Genomic DNA, 16684 nt, shown 5'->3' on the forward strand with positions numbered 1-16684 from the left:
CAGCGGAGGCTCTTTCAGAAGTTGAAGGGCCGGACGGTATCTTGCGGATCCAAGAATGCCCGCTTGATGGCCCGATCGCCTTTTCCAATTTTCTCCGGCTGTTGCCGGCCGTCTTCGCCAGTCGTTTCGATCAGTCGTTGTCATGATGAATGACGGTTTTCTCGCGAGACCCGTCCTCATTTTCTTTCTTGATGACCGTTGTCCTGTCGGTCTCGCGAGGCTCACGCTCTTTGATGACGGTGGTCCGATCGCGGTCGCGATGGTCGCGAGGCTCACCGACAGTGACGCCGCCGCCGACCGGTCCGGCCTGAACCCCAACGCCAACGTCTTCAGCCAAAGCGGGGGCGGCAAACGACACCATCAAGGTGGCGGCAAGAAGGTAGCTCTTCATCTCGTTCCTCCATTTCGATTGCAGAGGAAGAACGTGCCGGTGCGACATTTCGTTCCTGTCCTGAAGGAGGTCGAAACCCGGACTTCCGAGAAAAAAGCCCCGCAAAAGCGGGGCTTCTTGAAGTTACCACTTCTGACGACCGTACCAGTCATCGATCTCTTTTCTGGCCTGGTCCTTCGCATAGCCGTAACGCTGCTGCAAACGTCCTTCGAGCTGGTCCTGCTTTCCCGCGATGACGTCGAGGTCATCATCGGTGAGCTTCCCCCACTGCTCCTTGACCTTACCTTTCATTTCCTTCCAATTGCCCTCAACGCGATTCCAATCCATTGCTCTCCTCCTTGGACAACTGGTGGCCAACCGACATTGCATGCTTTTGTTCCAATGGCCTGCGCGGCGGCTTCTTGTTTGAACAATCGACATTGCTGCCCGCCTGCTCGAAAGGTACCTCGCCCGCTCCATGAAGATCCCGCGACATGGCGCGGGCGCTTGCCAAATCCTGGGAAGGTTGAGCATCACGACGACAGCGCAAGAAGGTCGAAATATTATTCGCTCCGGGCCGTCGAGAGAGATGCAAGAGCCGGAGCCGCCCGTCCTTTCAGCTGCAGTTCGCTCAGGTAATCGTCCTCGATGATCCAGGCGTCGTTCCGCCGAGCCCAGGCGATCAGTGCAAGCCGCCGCGGCAGCGACACCGTCATTCCCAGCGGTGCCTGCTGGCCTGGCGTTACAACTGCCAATGTCGCTCCACCGGCGGTCTGGACACCAGCGGCGACATCAAGTCCTTCCGTATCGACCGGGACAGCTGCACGGCCATGCCAGCCAGACCAAGCGCGGTACGAGTGAGCGGAAAGCCTGGATCCTCGATCCAGGCTTCCATCCTTTCAAGCTGAAGCCCTCGGATCGCCAGACCGAGCGCACCTGAGAATCCGCCTGTCACGAGCACCTGAGAGGGGCTGCACTGAATGCCACGGGCCAGCCCCAGGTAAGCCGCGATCTCGTTTCGCAGCCCCGGATCGCCACGCGGATCCGGATACGTCACCGGCGGATGCCAGCCATTGCGCGATGGTACAGCCAAAATTGGCAATCTTGGTACTGTTTTATAACCAGCCGCAACGCATCTATTCGCCAACACCGGCGACCGGAGCGATCCCGATGCATCAGGCGTCGTGGGAACCCCGGTCAGTGCAGACAGCGCAGATCGCAGGCATGGAGACCGGACTTCGACAATGGCTGACATTTTGTGGATAGCCGGCGCGTCCACGCTCCCGAGCCAAAGAGACAAATGACCGAGGAGAAATTACCATGAAAGCGATCGTTGTGACGGACCAGGCGGCGGGAACGGCCGGGATGACGCTGGTGGAGCGGCCCGAGCCGCAGGCAGCGATAAACGACGTCGTCGTTCAGGTTCATGCGTCGGGATTCGTCCCGACTGAGCTGGCGTGGCCCTCGACCTGGACCGATCGCCTCGACCGTGATCGAACACCGTCGATCCCGGGGCACGAGCTGGCCGGAGTGGTCACCGCTCTCGGATATGGCACGACCGGTCTGTCGGTGGGACAGCGGGTGGTCGGCCTCGCGGATTGGTATCGCGACGGCACGCTGGCCGAGTATGTGGCGATCGAGGCACGCAACCTCGCGCCGCTGCCGGGCGATGTCGACTTCACGGTCGGCGCGAGCCTGCCGATCTCGGGCCTGACCGCGTGGCAGGGACTGTTCGAGCACGGCCGCTTTCAGGCGGGGCAGAGCGTCCTCGTGCACGGTGCGGCCGGCGCAGTCGGGTCGATGGTGACGCAACTCGCACGAGAGGCCGGCGCCTACGTCATCGGTACCGGACGCGCCGCCGACCGTCAGACGGTGCTCGACTTCGGCGCGAAGGAGTTCGTCGACCTCGACAACGACGCCCTGGAAGACGTCGGCGGAGTCGATCTCGTGTTCGATGTCATCGGCGGCGACATCGGGAAGCGGTCCGCAGGCCTGATTCGAGCCGGAGGAACGCTGGTGTCTATCGTCGGGCCGGCCGAGGCACGGCCCGCCGACGGCCTCGCGGTCGACTTCGTCGTCGAGTCCGATCGTGCCCAACTGAGTGAGATCGTCCAGCGGGTGCGGGACGGACGACTGCGGACGAACATCGGCAACGTCTCGCCCCTCGAGGATGCCGTCGCCGCCTTAAACCCGACCGAGCGACGCAAGGGGAAGACGATCATCCGCGTTCGTCCCTAAGCGACGCACGCCGATTGACGCACGCAGGCGGCCGGCGCTGTCCAGGTCGGCCGGCTGGCGAGCGCCGATGTGAGCAAGGCGCAAGCGCCCCTGGGTCAACGTGGGCGACCCCTCCGTGTTGCGCCGGACGGCCTTGCAAAACCTTTGGGAAGCCTATCGCGTGCTTGTAGGGATAGACATTGACGGACGGAACGATCAGCGGTTCGCGCAGCTACGGACCGCCGCTCTCGATTGGCGCTTTGCTGTCTAGTCGACAACTCCGTTCAGCGCGAAATCGAAAATGTCGTAGTTGTGCAGCGGTCCGGCTTTTGCCTTTTCCTTGTATTGCTCGCTGATCGGACGCGAAATCAGGAACGGCACCTTCTGCTCGCCGAGGCCACCGTGCGAGCGCAGCCGATGGCCGGCCAACTGGCTGAGATTATGGTCCTCCCGTCGAGCGCCCACCACGGTGTTCCGATCGCTGAAGACCGCAAAATCTCCCTCACGGTCGATGGGCAGTTCGAACTGCCTACATACCTGCTGCTTATCCAAGACGAGTTCGATTCCCGGCAACGTCTTGGCAAAGGCAATCATCGCGTGGACATCGCCAGGCTTTCGCAGGTGCACCCGAACAAAGGAACCGAGCGCCCCGTGATGACGAACGAATGGATCCGCAATCGGACAAATCACGCGCACCGAGCCGTCGCCGAACCGTGAGTTCAATTCGTCCTCGAGGTACACGACATTGGGAGTGCCATCCTTGGCAGACTTGTCGTTCATCCCGTGATCTGCGGTAATCGCAACAGTTGCTCCAAGCGAGATGAGGGACGCGATCGCCTTGTCGACAGCCTGATGATACGCGTCAGCTTCGGGCTCGCCCGGCGCATGTTTGTGTTGGACGTAGTCGGAGGTTGACAGGTACATGAGCTTTGGATGCTCAGTCGCCAGGAGCTTGACACCGGCGTCGAAGACGAACTGCGAGAGATCTGCCGAGTATTGGTCCGGCGTAGTGCGCCCCACCAATTTTTCGACGTTATCGATACCGTTTTCCTTCAGATTGGCTTTGCCGGCGTACTCCGAGGAAAAGTTGATCCCCTTCATCTCGTAAGCGAGTACCTTCAGCAACTTGTCTTTCGCGGTCACAACAGCCGTCTTTACGCCAGCCCGACTCAATGCACCGAGGATGGTGCCGCACCTAAGGCGTTTGGCGTCGGTGACCATGATCTCCTTGCCAGTTTCGGCATCGAGATAATAGTTTCCGTTGATTCCATGCACGACCGGCGGCACGCCGGTGACGATTGACGTATTATTGGTGTTCGTCGTGCTCGGCATCGAGCAATCCGCGATTGCAACAAAGCCATGTTCTTTGAAGGACTTCATCGCGGGCAACGTGCCGTTCGCAATGCCATGCTCCAGATAAGCGGGGTCGAAACCGTCGACACACACTACGACGGTCGGACGCTTGGGCGCAGCATAAAATCTTCCGTTCACGTCGACTCCCGTTGCGGGATTCTGCGAGGGCGCGAGGCGTTGGTTCATGGATAAGGCTCCTGCTTGGATGTGGTGGATGAAGCTGCGCCTTTCGGCGCTGCGTTTTTGGCACGGCATGCCGGCGGCACGAGATCTAGAATGTCCATGGGTTTCGCATCGGCCGCCATCAACGCTCGCTCGATAAGCTTGGGCACACCGTCGCCGATCATGGCCCTGATTTCGGCGGCAGCGATGGATCTCAAACCGACTTCGGCGAAAAGCGAATTGACCGCGGCGCGAATGTCTTCCGCGCTGTCGACGAGCGTGCCATCCAAATCAAGGATGACCGCCTGCAGGGTGGGCAAATCGTGCATGGCGGCACATTCCCGCTCGCGAGCGAGAGTTTCAATCGAATTAAATGCACCTATATGTGAGTTGTAGTAACTGTCCCAGCCAGCAGATGACATCCGCGAAATCGGTTTGCGGAGAGACGTCCGAACTCAGTTTTCTGGCACGCAGAAATCCGCCGGCGCCGGACAAAATTGACCGGCACGTTTCGTGGGTGCGCTACTTCCCGATCTCTTCTTTCAGCCAATCCACGACGCGATTGACATGTCGCGGATCAGCTCTCGAAGTAGAATGCGCGAAGTACTGCTCTCCTTTCACAGCGATGCCTGGGAGCGGACAGCGCAGCTTCCATCTGCTCGGGCCAGCGAAGAACTCTTTGGGTGCTACAATCGATCCCAATCCTTCGCGCACCGCATGCATCGCGACGAACATGTGATCAAATCGGTGGCCGCCTTCAAGCAGATAATCGCGGACCCCGGCCTCCTGCAGCCACGCTTCCCAGTGCCCCGGACGCGTTGCCGATGTGATCAGAGAATGCTTGAGGATATCAGCCGGCTTCTTAACGGGGCGACGTTGCAAGAGGACCTCCGCGCTGACAGGGGTAAGGTTCTCGGTGAAAAGTGCCGTGGTATCCTTGAGGTACGATCCAATCCGCTCCGCTGTGCCTCTCGTTATCACTAAATCATTGGCCGATATGTCGGGGGTCTCGCCGGTCATGCGCGTTGAAATCCAAACCGACACGTTGGCATTGCGCACCTCGAAACGTCTCAATCGGGGCATCAGAAAGTACATTGCGAATGTGGAGGGTGCCTCTATGGCAAGAACCGTCTTGCTTCGCTGGCGTCTCACGTACTCGCAAGCGGCTCCGATATCCTTGAAGGATTGCCCCAACTGTTCTGCGAGAATCTTGCCATAGGGGGTCAGCGTAAGACCCCTTCCCTCACGCGTGAATACGTGTTGACCCAGCCAACTCTCGAGGGACCGAATTTGCTTGCTAACCGCTCCGTGAGTCACCCCGAGTTCTTTCGCCGCGGAACTCAGACTGTGCGCACGTGCGGCGACGGCGAACGCCCGAAGGGCGATGAGAGGCAACTCTCGTTCCTTGGTCACTGAGCCCTTCCTGATACCAAAACTCACGTATTATCGCTATATTATCGACTTTCTGTCTGACAGCAAACCGCTCCAGCCGAGAAAAGCGCCACGTTGCACGCGGCGATGCATTGCCTCCAACTCTAGCACTTCGACCATGATCACGGCCGTGAGACCGTGCATACCGAAGGCGGCTTCGTGGGGCCTTCTGCAAGAATGAGCAGCATGTCGCCTACGGGGATGATGGCTTCCACGCGCAGAATGATGCCGACCCCGCTTGGCGCGCCCCACATCATGAACGCCAGCATAGTCAAGCCCGCATTCCGCACACTCCTACGCGTTACGGACCAGACGGTGCGCGGAATCGCGTTCACCAGGTGATCAACGGAGCACGATGCAGCCAGACATCGGCGCGCAGTTGATCCAAGACGAACGCCGCAACGTCTTGTCGCGATATGCTTCCGCCATGGAAGTCCGAGAGATCCGTTATGGCCCGGACCGAGCCGCGGCTGGGCTGATCATTCAGGACGGAGGGCCGAACGAGAATCCAGTCGAGCCCGCTGTCTCTGACGATGGCTTCCTGGCGGTTCTTGTCGGCGTACACCTTCTTCAGGAGAAGCGGAAAGATCAAGTTGTCGAAGAGAAAGCCGCCGTGTCCGGCGCTGTCGCCGGCGCCGATCCCCGTAATGCAAACCAGGCGGGACACGTGCTCGGCCTTCATCGCGCTCACCAGTGCGCGCGTTGCCGTCGAGAGCAGCGTCACCTCGCTGAAGGGGTTTGCCGGCGTGCCGAGCGCACTCACGACGGCGCCCTGTCCCTCGAGGGCTTCGCGCAACGCTTGTTCGTCGCGGACGTCTCCGACGACGAGCTTGGCGCCTTTCAGATCGCTTGCCTTCTGGGTTGAACGCACCAGCGCGGTGACCTGATGTCCGCGCGCCAACGCCTGGCTGACGATCAGACGTCCGGTGCCGCCGGTCGCGCCGAGAACCAACAGTTTCGATGGGGAAGTCCTGGTGCTGTCGTTCGTGGGATTGCTCATGGATGCCTCCTTGAATGGCGGGACGCCTCTCAGGAGGGTCGTGCCGCGGTTTCGGTTTTCGGTGATGATCAGAGCGTGGTTTCCGCGAGCAATTCGCGGGTCCGCTTTAGCGTGGACAGGAGGGCGGCCTTGTAGCCCTTGTCGCTGTCAAACTGCGCCTGCTCGGCCTGCTCTTCGGGGCCATTCGGCTTCTTGCCGCGCAGTCCCGTGTAGCAATAGAACCGCAGTTGCAGGGCGCCGACCTCGTCCTCGAAGAGTTCGTTGACGATCACGCCTTCGCGCGGGCCGGTGGCTTGGAAGAAGGTCACCTTCTTCTCCGGCTCGAAGGCGATGATCTCGCGCAGATCGTCGCCGGCGATCGTGGCTTCACGCACGATGTGCGTCTTGCTTTCTTCTACCACCTCGCAACGCGTGCAGAGAGTGGGCGGAAGAAACAGCCGGGCGTCGCGGGCCTTGAGAACAAGGCCCTTCCACACCTGCGCGCGGGTCAGCGGAATCTCGCCTTCCGGATTCACCGGAACGGTGGCGATCGAATAGATCATGGTCGTATTCCTTGGTTGTCGCGTTTGGGCGAAGCCGCTGCCATCAGGCAGCGGCCGTGATCTCGGCAACGAAGTCGCGATAGGAGCGCAGCGGACGGCCCAGGAGAGCGGTCAGACGCTCGACGTCGCCGGCCTCCGGGATCATTCCGTCAGTGAGGAAGCGCTCGCTCATCAGCCGCATGTCGAAGGCCATCCAGCTCGGCATGAACTGCCTCAGGTTCTTCTCGAAGCCGGCGGTATCGTCGGCCGGATATGCGATCGTGCGACCCAGCACCTCCGACCAGATGGCGGCAGCTTTCGCGCCGGTCAGCATATCCGGACCGACGAGATTGATCCGATCGAGCGCAAGCGACGCGACGGACGTCTCGCGGCGGACGAGCTCGATGGCAGCGATCTCGCCGATGTCGCGCGCGTCGATCATGGCGAGGCCCTTGCTGCCGATCGGCATCGGGTAGATGCCGTAGCCAGTCATGACGTCTTTGATCGTGAGATCGTTGTTCATGAAGTAAGCGGGGCGCAGGATGGTGGCCTTGAAGCCCATCTGCTCGATCATCCGCTCGACTCCGAACTTGCCGGCGAAGTGGGGCACGTTCACGTAGACGTCGCTGTGGATCACCGACAGGTACACGATGCGCTCGATGCCGGCCTCTCGCGCCAGGTTGAGCGCGATCAGCGCCTGGGTGAATTCGTCCGCCACCACTGCGTTGAGCAGGAACAGGGTCGAGACGCCTGAGAACGCGCTGCGCAGCGAGTCGACGTCCAGCAGGTCGCCTTTCACGGCGTTAACGCTTGCCGGGAAGTTGGCCTTTGCAGGATCGCGCACGAGGGCACGGACATCGGCGCCGCGCTTGACGAGTTGTTCGACGACATGGCGGCCGACATTGCCGGTGGCGCCGGTAACGAGGATGGTCATGGGGATCACTCCGGGTGGGTTGCGACACCCCGCAAATTAGTGATCCAAATTCAGCCAGATAGACGCTATATTTAGACAGATCGTCTCACTGGTGGAACGAATGGATTTGCTGGCCCTCGCCGATTTCAACCTCGTCGCCCGCCATGGAGGCTTTGGACGGGCCGCCCGGGCCGCCGGGCGCCCGAAAGCGACGCTCTCCCGCCGAGTCTCGGAACTGGAGAGCAGCCTCGATCTGCGGTTGTTCGAGCGTGGAACGCGCACACTGAAGCTTACTCAGGAAGGTCGAGCGCTTTTTGAGCGGACGGGAGCATTGCTCGCCGAGCTCGACGAAACGGCGGCGGCGATCGCTTCGGGCGGGGACAAGCCGCGAGGCCGGTTACGGGTCAGCGCGCCTCTGCTTTTCTCGCAGACCGCCATGGGAAAGCTGGCTGCCGCGTTCGCGCTGAGATACCCGGAGGTTCGGCTCGAGGTCACGACGGAAGACCGCGCCGTCGACATGATCGAGGAAGGCTATGACCTGGTGATCAGGGTCAATCCGGATCCGGACGAAACCCTTGTCGGACGAATCCTGATGCGTGATCGGCTGGTGGTGGTGGCGAGCCCCGACCTAAGTCGTCCTGCGCGCGATCTTGCCGTTCCGACCGTGGTGCGCGGGGTGAGCGATCTGACATCCGCATGGGATGTGAAGTCGTCAAGCGGAAACGCTCGGATCACGACCGACCCGGTGCTTCGCCTGTCGTCGATCGTCATGGTCCGCGATGCGGTCCGCGCAGGCGTGGGCGCCGCACGCCTTCCTGTGTCGCTCGTGAGTCACGATCTGGCCGCCGGCAAGCTTGTCCACGGACCGGAGATCGTCCTCTGGGCACTCTATCCATCGCGCCGATTGCTGAGCGCTCGCGTATCCGCGTTCCTCGACTTTCTCAAGGAAGCCTTCCCCTCAGGGACACCGGAGGAGCTTGCGGCCTTCATCGATTAGCACAACCGCCAAAGACGCCGTCCGGGGCCGAGAACAGCGGCAACCGAGTCGATGAAGAGACGAACGCGCGGCAAACCCGGGCGGCCCGATGGTCGCGAGCTAGTCGAACGGCTCGGTATCGCGCCCGAAGATTTGCCGCTGATGCTTCGCCCCAACCACAGCTGGAAGATCGGCGCGTCCACATCCTTGTTGATGGGAGATCACTTGGAGTTTCTCATGCAAGCCACTGGCGTGCATTCGGCACAACTAACGAACCCCAGCGCGCGAAATCGTAGTTCGGGTACAAAATCGTGCAAATGGCGGAGAGAGTGTCAGTCAATCCTCGTTGATGTGCAAACTGTTTTTCCTTCAAGTACGGGGGAACCAACGGTTCTGGCTACTAGCAATTGGCCTATCCCGTTCGCACGCTGCCCGCAAACCTCAGCGCCTTCCTCCCGCGACTTAGACGTGGCGGCCGACGGTGACGACGCCCGCAATACGATGAAGAGACTGATTGCAGCCAACGACATCTTTAAATGCAGGTTCGAAGAGCTCGGGGTTGGGGAAGGGTAATTCACGCGATTGGCTTTCGTGGATCCGCGAGTTCAAGTACGCGTCACTGAGCTTGAGCTCGGCTATAGACTTCTTGCCTTGGCCGTCGCAATTGCCAGGCAGGTACAATCCCTAGATGCGCCGCTGCGGGCGCCGTCGGATTCGATAGACGGATGCCGGGGGAATGTTGAACGCCGTTCTCCCGACGAGGCTGGCCTTCAACCCGAGACGATCCAGGATCGGGCGCGGCACCGGACAGCGCGGCCCATACGTGAACTGATAGAAGGTGCCGTCATCGCGCATGTGGCGGAAGGCGCCGCTGAGAATTGCGATCACCTTGCGCGGCGACATCGACAGGAGCGGAAGTCCGCTGACCACCGCGGCGGCGGGGGCAATGAAGGGTTCGTATTGCGAAAGCTGACGTGCATCCATCCACAGCACCCGCGCCCTCGGGAAGCGCTCTTGCAGCAAACGGACGAAGTCGGAACCGTATTCTACCAGCAACAAGTCGCGTTCCGGCACGCCGCGTCGGAGCAGCGCCTTCGTGAAGGTGCCTGTCCCCGGCCCCAGCTCGATCACCGGGCCGGCACCGGGAACGATCTCCTGCGTCATCAGACGCGTAAGCGTCTGGCCCGACGGAGCGACCGCAGAGACCTGCCTCGGATTGGCAACGAAGGCGCGGATGAACTCAAAGAAGTCCAGAACGACAGCGGTATCCAACGAGATGTCCTCTCTGGTTGCGAGCAAAGCTGCTCGGGTCAAATGGTGGATCTGAACGGCAGCCACCTCGAGGCGGCCTCGACGCCCGAGCGCCGAGGACCGGCTCTGTCGCGCTACGATGCGATGCTGTGCTGCCTGGCCTCACCTTGCGCGGCGTTGGAGAGCGCTTCCCACGCTTCCAAGGTAGCGAGGCGGTCGGCGTAGGCGGCGCGGGCGCGCGGCAGACCTTCCGTGCCGACAAAGAAACGCAACGGCGGGTTCTCGGCGTCCACGATCTTCAGGATTGCATCCGCCGTCGCTTGCGGGTCACCGAATTCGAGCTTGGCCCCCGCCGCGAACACCTCGGCTCGGGTATTGCCATAGGCTGCGACGACGGGCGTGATCTTGAGCGAGGACATGCTGGCGAATCCCGTCGCGTACGCGCCCGGCTCAAGCATCGTGACCTTCAGCCCGAAGCCCTTGATTTCCTGCGCCAGGCTTTCATGGATGGCTTCGAGCGCGAATTTCGAGGCGTTGTAGAATCCCGTGATGGGTCCGGCGACGATGCCGGCGACGCTCGACACGCCGATGATATGGCCGCTGCCCTGTCGCCGCAGCAGGGGAAGCGCTGCCTGAATGACCCGAAGGGTGCCGAAGACATTGGTGTCGAACTCGGCGCGCACATCGGCCTCATGCGCCTCCTCGATCGCGCCGACGAGCGCATAGCCCGCGTTGTTGAGGACAACATCGATCCGCTCGAAATGCGTAAAGGCTTTGGTGACGACGTTCTGGACCGCGACAGCGTCGGTCACATCCAGCGCCAACGGCAGCACGGCGTCGCCGTAGCTTTCCGCAAGATCGGCCACGTCCGCCAGGATTCGGGCGGTGGCTGCGACCTTGTCGCCGCGCCTAAGGGCGGCCTCGGCCCAGATGCGGCCGAAGCCGCGGGATGCGCCGGTGATGAACCATACTTTGCTTGACATGCGATGTTCCCTGGTGAGTTGGCTTTCAGCAAATGCTGTCGGGTTCTTAGTATCGCTCGAGCAGCCAATCAGCAGTGGCGAACCACGCCAACGAACTTGCAGTAACCGCCAAAGGAGAGGCTGGAGTGGACCAGGCCGAAATCGAAGAGCCGCATGCAGCGGCCGCCTCAATGTTCAATGCATCCGGATTCCGTTGGCTAGTGAAGTTTGTTGCCGTGCAGCTCCCGCCAGCGGCTTGGCGTCACGCCTTCCCAATATCGGAAGGCTCGATAGAACGAACTCGCATCCTGATAGCCCAGGAGGCACGCGACTTCGTCAATTTCGGCCGACGGGTCGGACAGAAGCTGCCGCCCGAGTTCCTGGCGCGCTTCGACCAGAAGATCGCGGAAGCTTGTGCCCTCTTCGGTGATGCGGCGCTGAAGGGTGCGCTCGCTCAGGCCTAGATCACGCGCGACATCGGATAGCTCCGGCCGTCCGCTCGCAAGGCTCCGCTTGAGTACGACCTTGACCTGCTCCTTGATGGAGCTACGCGCCTGCAGCTCGCCAAGTGCTGAGGCCAGCGCCGGTGTGAGCATCTCGAGCAGCGCCTGATTGTACCCGGGAAACGGACGATCGAGATCGGCCGGCTTCAGGATCAGCGCGTTGCGCACCGCGCCGAAGCGGATGGGGCATTCGAAATATTTCTGGTAGACGTCGCTCTTCGGACGAGGGCGGACAAGCTCCATGCGTTTCGGCGTCAAGTGCTGTCCGGTGCCGCGGCGCCCGAGCTCGACCAGGGACGCGAAGGTCACGTCCGTGGAAATCCCGGGCTCCGGCTCACTTGCGTGGGGCCATTCGACCGTGACGACGCATTCGTCCTTGCCTTCCACTATCCGCGGTTGCTCCGGCGAGCAGAGCCGCTTGAAGCGCGCGATGCGAAGCAGCCCGTCGCGGTAATCCTTCGCATAGAACGCGACCAGGCTCGACGGGGGATGCACGGCCGTGTCTGTCCGCTGGACCAGCTCGACGCCGAGACCGGGCTCCGGCTTCAGTTCCTCCAGGGCCCTCCAAAGGGCGAAGAACTGATCCGTGGTGACGTGCCCCTGCTCGTTCAGGTGCAGGGTCGCAGGCAGGCGCGCCTGCCGCAACAGAGCGGGCGGCGGCACGCCTATGCGCTCGACGGTCTGCCAGAAGGCCTGTGGCACCTTGCACCTGTCTGCGGCCGCTGCACTCATAACTGGTCCTAGCGCATCTGGCTCATGATCACGCGATCGAACATGCGGTCGCCGAACCACTCGCGGATCTTGATCATCGGCTGGCCGCGCAGATTGATGCCATTAAATCGTTTCTGCCACCCGCGCGTTCATATGACGAGCGGGGGCGCGAGCGCGGACACATCATCCTTGCTGAAATCGGAAATGATCCGCAGCCTGCGGATCATTGACGCCGCATTCTTAAATCTCGGACAGCGCAAAAAGAAGCCTTGTGCTCTAGAGGAAAGCGCATACCTTATCGTCATTCGATTAGCTGTGTGCCTTGTTGTTGGTCCAACCTGGGCCCTTTCCAGAGACATCGTCGGATTGCATTTGTGGAATTGGGCGGCTCCAAGCGAACTGCGCGTTTGCGTTTCGGAGAATATGGCTACAGGTACAGGGGCATAGCGCGATCGAGCGGGCCGGAATTCGTGGACTCGCCCACGGTTAGCGGATGAAGTTCTAGGTCAGGATCGACCGGAAGTTCGGCCCGGTCCAGCACCGAGAACTCTTGCCCTGGCATAAGCAGCTTTCGTCACTCCACGGATGTACTGGAATGACTGTGCGGCCGGCGCGATACCGGGATTGAGCGGGCTTTTGCGCGAGGGGCAATCTGTCCCTTGAACTTGGATCGTTAGTCGAGCGGGATCTACTGCGAAGGAGTCGTTGCCGCGCTTCAGCTGCCACGATCTTCAGCCAATCTGGCCCTGCAACTCTGAAGGAGCACAACTTTGCAGGTAATCGTTCGCGATAACAATGTCGACCAAGCGCTTCGCGTTCTCAAGAAGAAGATGCAGCGCGAGGGCGTGTTCAGGGAAATGAAGCGCCGTCGTTCTTACGAAAAGCCCTCGGAGAAAAGGACCAGAGAGAAATCTGACGCCGTCCGCCGTGCCCGTAAGCTTGCTCGGAAACAGGCCATCCGCGACGGACTCATCGCCGCGCCGCCTAAAAGGGAGAAAGTCTTGATCAAGCGTGCGCAAATGCTGCCCGCCACTACTCGTGGCACACGGGAGACCTAACAAGCCGCGGGAGGCGGATCGTCGTCCGCGCGGTATTCGCAATACTCCGCGTAACGCCGCCTTGTGGGGCCGAGAAGCTATGATGACGGGGAACCGAGGAAGGGCGTTCGGATGCTAAAGATCAGGAACACGCCATGAAATTAAACGAAGCACAGATAACCAAAACCCTGTCTCAGTTTCCAGCGCAGGTGCTTGCTGAGGATCATCCAGCAGTTGCACAATTTCGCGAATTGTTCGGGCAGCATACTTTCTTTCTCGACCCCACGGGGTTGCATGTTTTGGAGTTGCTCGAAGTTCCTGGGATGGAGGCTGAGGAAGGAGAGCTAATAAGTCTCGCAGATTGGAGCGACGCGAGCTTTACAAAGTTGACGACACATCGGCCCGAACCCACCGGCGTCGTCGTTCGCTTGAAAGAAGTTCAACACTGAGAGGGCTCTAAGGGCAAGTTTCCGCGTCTGGGATCGGCTCCGCGCGGTTACCGACCTCTGGTCACCGTCTCTCACGTGTGCTCCTGTTTCGGCGTCAGCGTGCATTAGGTTGTGGAAGGCGCCTCTGCGAGCATCCAAAACGGAAAGGTACCTGAACGGGAGTTATGGGTTGACGGGCGGGCGTTCACCGCCGACAGGGAGCTATTGTGAAAAGATAACTCCCTGTTTTCCAATAGTGCGTCGATCGAGTTGTGGCTAGATAGCCACCTCAACCATAATCGACGGGTAACCCCGATCAACGCGAGCAGTGCAACAGTATCTTTTGTTGCTTCCCGGGGAATTACTGTTGTATTGCACGGGATAAAGGCGCATCCCCCGACTACGGTTTCGCGGCCGTTTTCGGTGATGAGAACGCCGGTTGCGCTCCCGCCAAGTCCTCGATTGGATGGAGCCGCTCGGGCATGGCACGCCATCGCCTTCAACAACGGTGCCATCAGGACGTGAAGCAACTCATCGCTGACGTGCTGCGGCAGTTGAACATAAGCGCGTAGGCTCAGGACATCGCCGCCTGGGCGAACCATTCCGCCGATCAAGTGAGATCGTGCACTTTCTTGAGTGCTGCCCAATATCGCAGACGGGTCATTGAACAAGCAAAATGGCCTCAGTGCGCGCGCATCTGAGGCCATTTTGAGACCTCCCGCCGGGCATTGGGCAAAATGTCGACCGGTCGGTGGCTTAGCGTTCGGGGATAGGATCGCCGTTTGCTGAGGACCAAGACCAGCCCAGGTGAATCGTTCCGTCCAATCTGAAATATTTAGCGTCCTGATCGCACCGCGCGAATGGCGCGCGGCCGCCTCTGTTTTGACCCTTGAATCGCTGTGTAACCACGAATTCGGCAACCGAACACGAATTAACTGGCTATTTGGTTCGATCGGGATCCATATAGCTTCCATCACCGCCGCATCACGGGCATCCACCGGTGAGAGAGAGTGTTGCGCTCCCGCTTATTCGAGGGGAGGCGTCATATGCCCCAATCTCAACACATGTCGTCCGCCATTCCGCCGGTTGCATTTGGGCGCCCTGCCTGTCCGAAGTGCAAGGCCGAGATGATGCTTACCAGCATCGAGCCAGCATGCCCAGGCGTCGACTTGCATACGTTTGAATGTGCTGTCTGCAATCACGTAGTTACGGCCCTGGCCGCGTATGAAGATCCCATGAAGTCCAAGGCTCTTGGACGCTGGCTTCTAGGCGATTTGCACTCGCCGACGTAGTTAAGTGTAAACACAAAAGGGCAAATTAGGCCGCTCCCGGGAAACTCCGATGCGACTTTCGACCCCAAAACTGCGTAGTGAGCAAACGCAAAGGAGGAGGGAAATGAGGAATTACACATACGAACGGAAGATGCCCACCGTGGCCGAGCGTGAGGCACGAAAGGCCTTCAAGGAGGCGGACGTCAAGGTAGCGATGGCCGAGTATGAACGCACTCAAAAGGCGTTCCATGCAAACCACGAGCGGTTAAACGCGGAGCGATTGGCTCGCGAGGCCGAAGCAGCGCGGAAGCTCAAAACCTGATCGGAGGCTTTCGGTCAAATCTGAGTAGCTCCTCGAACCTGTTAAGCTGAAATATCTTGCCGTACTCGTCGGTGATCTGCACCTGCCATTCGGCCCAAACTAGGGTGCGACCGCTTTGACCCCTGCGCCGATCACTTCCGGTCTACCCCGATGAGCGGACCTTTTCAGACTCGGTCTGCTAGTCTCAAAAGGCCCAGAAGCGGACATGGCGATAGTCAGATCAGCGCCACACCTGTTCCTCTCGGGAAGGCCGGTGGGAGCTCAGCAGCAGTACCTGTGCTTTAGTCGACCTTGGGACAAGGCTCCCAGAAGGTTTGCAAGGTCAAGCACGATGCTTGCTGTCGTGGCGGCCGGTCCACCAATAGATGATGCCGACCGCGGCAACGATCAGAAACGGGAGCGCGTAGGTATAGACGTCAAGGACGGTCATTCGCGGAGTCTCCCGAGGATGCGTCTCGCGGCAAAATGTAGGGCTAAAGTCGCGAAAAGCCAACTGAGGCTCAAGACTTCAACAGGGCAACTGGAGGAGCGGGGGACGTCGCCGGGAGGCCTTCCCCGGTTTGGGGGCAAAATCCAAGCGCCGCCGAAGTACCCAGTTGGCCGCGACCCATTTCGCCACGATGCTAGGACGCCAGATCGGCGCGACGACCACAGCATCGTAGGAGAAACGCACCGATCTTCAAGTGGAGATTATAGGGTGATGAAATGTTCGTCGACTATGGATCAGCTTCCCGCGAGGAAACGAATAACTGCGAACGTGCCGATCACGACGAGCGTTGTCACAGTGACCGAGAATAGGATTCGCATAGTTAAAGCCGCGCTCCGCCAGCCGGGAAATTTCACGAGTGGCAGCGCTGCATCCGCATTGGATCAGACGGCGAGCAATAGAGCCATCGCAACCAGCACCACAACAAGCAAAGCATATTCGAGTTTGTGGCTGTAGGAACTGAGAGATCTCCTGTTCGATATCATGTCAATTCTCCTTGGCTGAATTCCTAGCGGCGCCTACACGAAGCGCCGGACCGGGCGTCGACCCGTTAGAAGGTCTACTGCGCCGGCTACCACGTAACGGTTGGGGCTGATCCTGCGGCTTCCGTCGGGCTTGAAACTGAAAATTACGTGGGAGCACGCATTCCCGGCGAAGTCAGCCACTTATTGATCTGGGTGGCAGCATCTATCGTAAGCGTCGTTCTCAGGCCACGGCTTTGAGGGCTTGAGCGCGGTAGGCCCAGGGCAGTAGCTGGTCGATGTCGCGG

At 60.3% G+C, this 16684-nt stretch carries 17 protein-coding genes and 1 pseudogene; 5 read left to right on the top strand and 13 right to left on the bottom strand.

The window, feature by feature from the left end; translation table 11 throughout:
* Positions 1 to 130: 130 nt before the first annotated feature.
* The 3 genes and pseudogenes from ACZXDY_RS29885 to ACZXDY_RS29895 form a co-directional block, all read right to left on the bottom strand.
* Positions 131 to 391, bottom strand: coding sequence for a hypothetical protein (locus ACZXDY_RS29885; RefSeq protein WP_028166601.1), 261 nt, complete (start codon positions 389 to 391; stop codon positions 131 to 133).
* A 123-nt stretch (positions 392 to 514) separates the two neighbouring features.
* The gene (locus tag ACZXDY_RS29890) at positions 515 to 718 is read right to left on the bottom strand and encodes a CsbD family protein (protein ID WP_028166602.1); all 204 of its coding nucleotides are present in this window, start codon (positions 716 to 718) and stop codon (positions 515 to 517) included.
* Between the two features lie 227 nt (positions 719 to 945).
* Positions 946 to 1430 (bottom strand): annotated as a pseudogene (locus ACZXDY_RS29895) (aminotransferase class I/II-fold pyridoxal phosphate-dependent enzyme); the annotation flags it as partial.
* 260 nt (positions 1431 to 1690) lie between these two features.
* On the opposite strand from ACZXDY_RS29895, the gene ACZXDY_RS29900 reads away from it, so the two are divergent.
* Complete coding sequence (locus ACZXDY_RS29900) at positions 1691 to 2608, top strand: NADP-dependent oxidoreductase (protein WP_028166604.1); 918 nt, start codon at positions 1691 to 1693, stop codon at positions 2606 to 2608.
* A 246-nt stretch (positions 2609 to 2854) separates the two neighbouring features.
* On the opposite strand, the gene phnA is transcribed toward ACZXDY_RS29900, so the two are convergent.
* The 7 genes from phnA to ACZXDY_RS29935 all read right to left on the bottom strand — a co-directional run bounded on the left by phnA (position 2855) and on the right by ACZXDY_RS29935 (position 7988).
* On the bottom strand, positions 2855 to 4126 hold the full coding sequence (phnA, locus tag ACZXDY_RS29905; RefSeq protein WP_464347981.1) for a phosphonoacetate hydrolase: 1272 nt from the start codon (positions 4124 to 4126) through the stop codon (positions 2855 to 2857).
* Complete coding sequence (locus ACZXDY_RS29910; RefSeq protein ID WP_464347982.1) at positions 4123 to 4431, bottom strand: HAD family hydrolase; 309 nt, start codon at positions 4429 to 4431, stop codon at positions 4123 to 4125. The genes phnA and ACZXDY_RS29910 overlap by 4 nt, the downstream gene beginning before the upstream one ends.
* Positions 4432 to 4624: 193 nt before the next feature.
* Entirely contained in the window at positions 4625 to 5515 is an 891-nt protein-coding gene (locus tag ACZXDY_RS29915; protein WP_028166607.1) for a LysR substrate-binding domain-containing protein, read from the bottom strand.
* 140 nt (positions 5516 to 5655) lie between these two features.
* A complete protein-coding gene (locus ACZXDY_RS29920; protein ID WP_464347983.1) occupies positions 5656 to 5808 on the bottom strand; it encodes a hypothetical protein in 153 nt (50 codons plus the stop codon).
* 56 nt (positions 5809 to 5864) lie between these two features.
* A complete protein-coding gene (locus tag ACZXDY_RS29925; RefSeq protein ID WP_464347984.1) occupies positions 5865 to 6533 on the bottom strand; it encodes an NAD(P)-dependent oxidoreductase in 669 nt (222 codons plus the stop codon).
* A gap of 68 nt (positions 6534 to 6601) precedes the next feature.
* Positions 6602 to 7075, bottom strand: coding sequence for an SRPBCC family protein (locus ACZXDY_RS29930; protein ID WP_464347985.1), 474 nt, complete (start codon positions 7073 to 7075; stop codon positions 6602 to 6604).
* A gap of 43 nt (positions 7076 to 7118) precedes the next feature.
* Complete coding sequence (locus ACZXDY_RS29935; RefSeq protein ID WP_464347986.1) at positions 7119 to 7988, bottom strand: SDR family oxidoreductase; 870 nt, start codon at positions 7986 to 7988, stop codon at positions 7119 to 7121.
* A gap of 100 nt (positions 7989 to 8088) precedes the next feature.
* Between ACZXDY_RS29935 and ACZXDY_RS29940 the strand changes: the two genes are divergently transcribed.
* The gene (locus tag ACZXDY_RS29940; protein WP_464347987.1) at positions 8089 to 8964 is read left to right on the top strand and encodes a LysR family transcriptional regulator; all 876 of its coding nucleotides are present in this window, start codon (positions 8089 to 8091) and stop codon (positions 8962 to 8964) included.
* A gap of 663 nt (positions 8965 to 9627) precedes the next feature.
* On the opposite strand, the gene ACZXDY_RS29945 is transcribed toward ACZXDY_RS29940, so the two are convergent.
* The 3 genes from ACZXDY_RS29945 to ACZXDY_RS29955 all read right to left on the bottom strand — a co-directional run bounded on the left by ACZXDY_RS29945 (position 9628) and on the right by ACZXDY_RS29955 (position 12391).
* The gene (locus ACZXDY_RS29945) at positions 9628 to 10215 is read right to left on the bottom strand and encodes a class I SAM-dependent methyltransferase (protein ID WP_035691358.1); all 588 of its coding nucleotides are present in this window, start codon (positions 10213 to 10215) and stop codon (positions 9628 to 9630) included.
* 113 nt (positions 10216 to 10328) lie between these two features.
* On the bottom strand, positions 10329 to 11177 hold the full coding sequence (locus ACZXDY_RS29950; RefSeq protein WP_464347988.1) for an SDR family NAD(P)-dependent oxidoreductase: 849 nt from the start codon (positions 11175 to 11177) through the stop codon (positions 10329 to 10331).
* A gap of 197 nt (positions 11178 to 11374) precedes the next feature.
* A complete protein-coding gene (locus ACZXDY_RS29955) occupies positions 11375 to 12391 on the bottom strand; it encodes an AraC family transcriptional regulator (RefSeq protein WP_028166613.1) in 1017 nt (338 codons plus the stop codon).
* Positions 12392 to 13140: 749 nt separating this feature from the next.
* On the opposite strand from ACZXDY_RS29955, the gene rpsU reads away from it, so the two are divergent.
* The 3 genes from rpsU to ACZXDY_RS29970 all read left to right on the top strand — a co-directional run bounded on the left by rpsU (position 13141) and on the right by ACZXDY_RS29970 (position 15428).
* Positions 13141 to 13428, top strand: a complete 288-nt coding sequence (rpsU, locus tag ACZXDY_RS29960; RefSeq protein WP_028166620.1) for a 30S ribosomal protein S21 — start codon at positions 13141 to 13143, stop codon at positions 13426 to 13428.
* A gap of 134 nt (positions 13429 to 13562) precedes the next feature.
* Positions 13563 to 13856 (top strand): hypothetical protein, encoded by a 294-nt coding sequence (locus ACZXDY_RS29965; RefSeq protein WP_028166621.1) that lies wholly within the window; start codon positions 13563 to 13565, stop codon positions 13854 to 13856.
* Between the two features lie 1401 nt (positions 13857 to 15257).
* Entirely contained in the window at positions 15258 to 15428 is a 171-nt protein-coding gene (locus tag ACZXDY_RS29970) for a hypothetical protein (RefSeq protein ID WP_464347989.1), read from the top strand.
* Positions 15429 to 16684: the final 1256 nt, after the last annotated feature.

Source organism: Bradyrhizobium sp. LeoB3, from assembly GCF_055456055.1.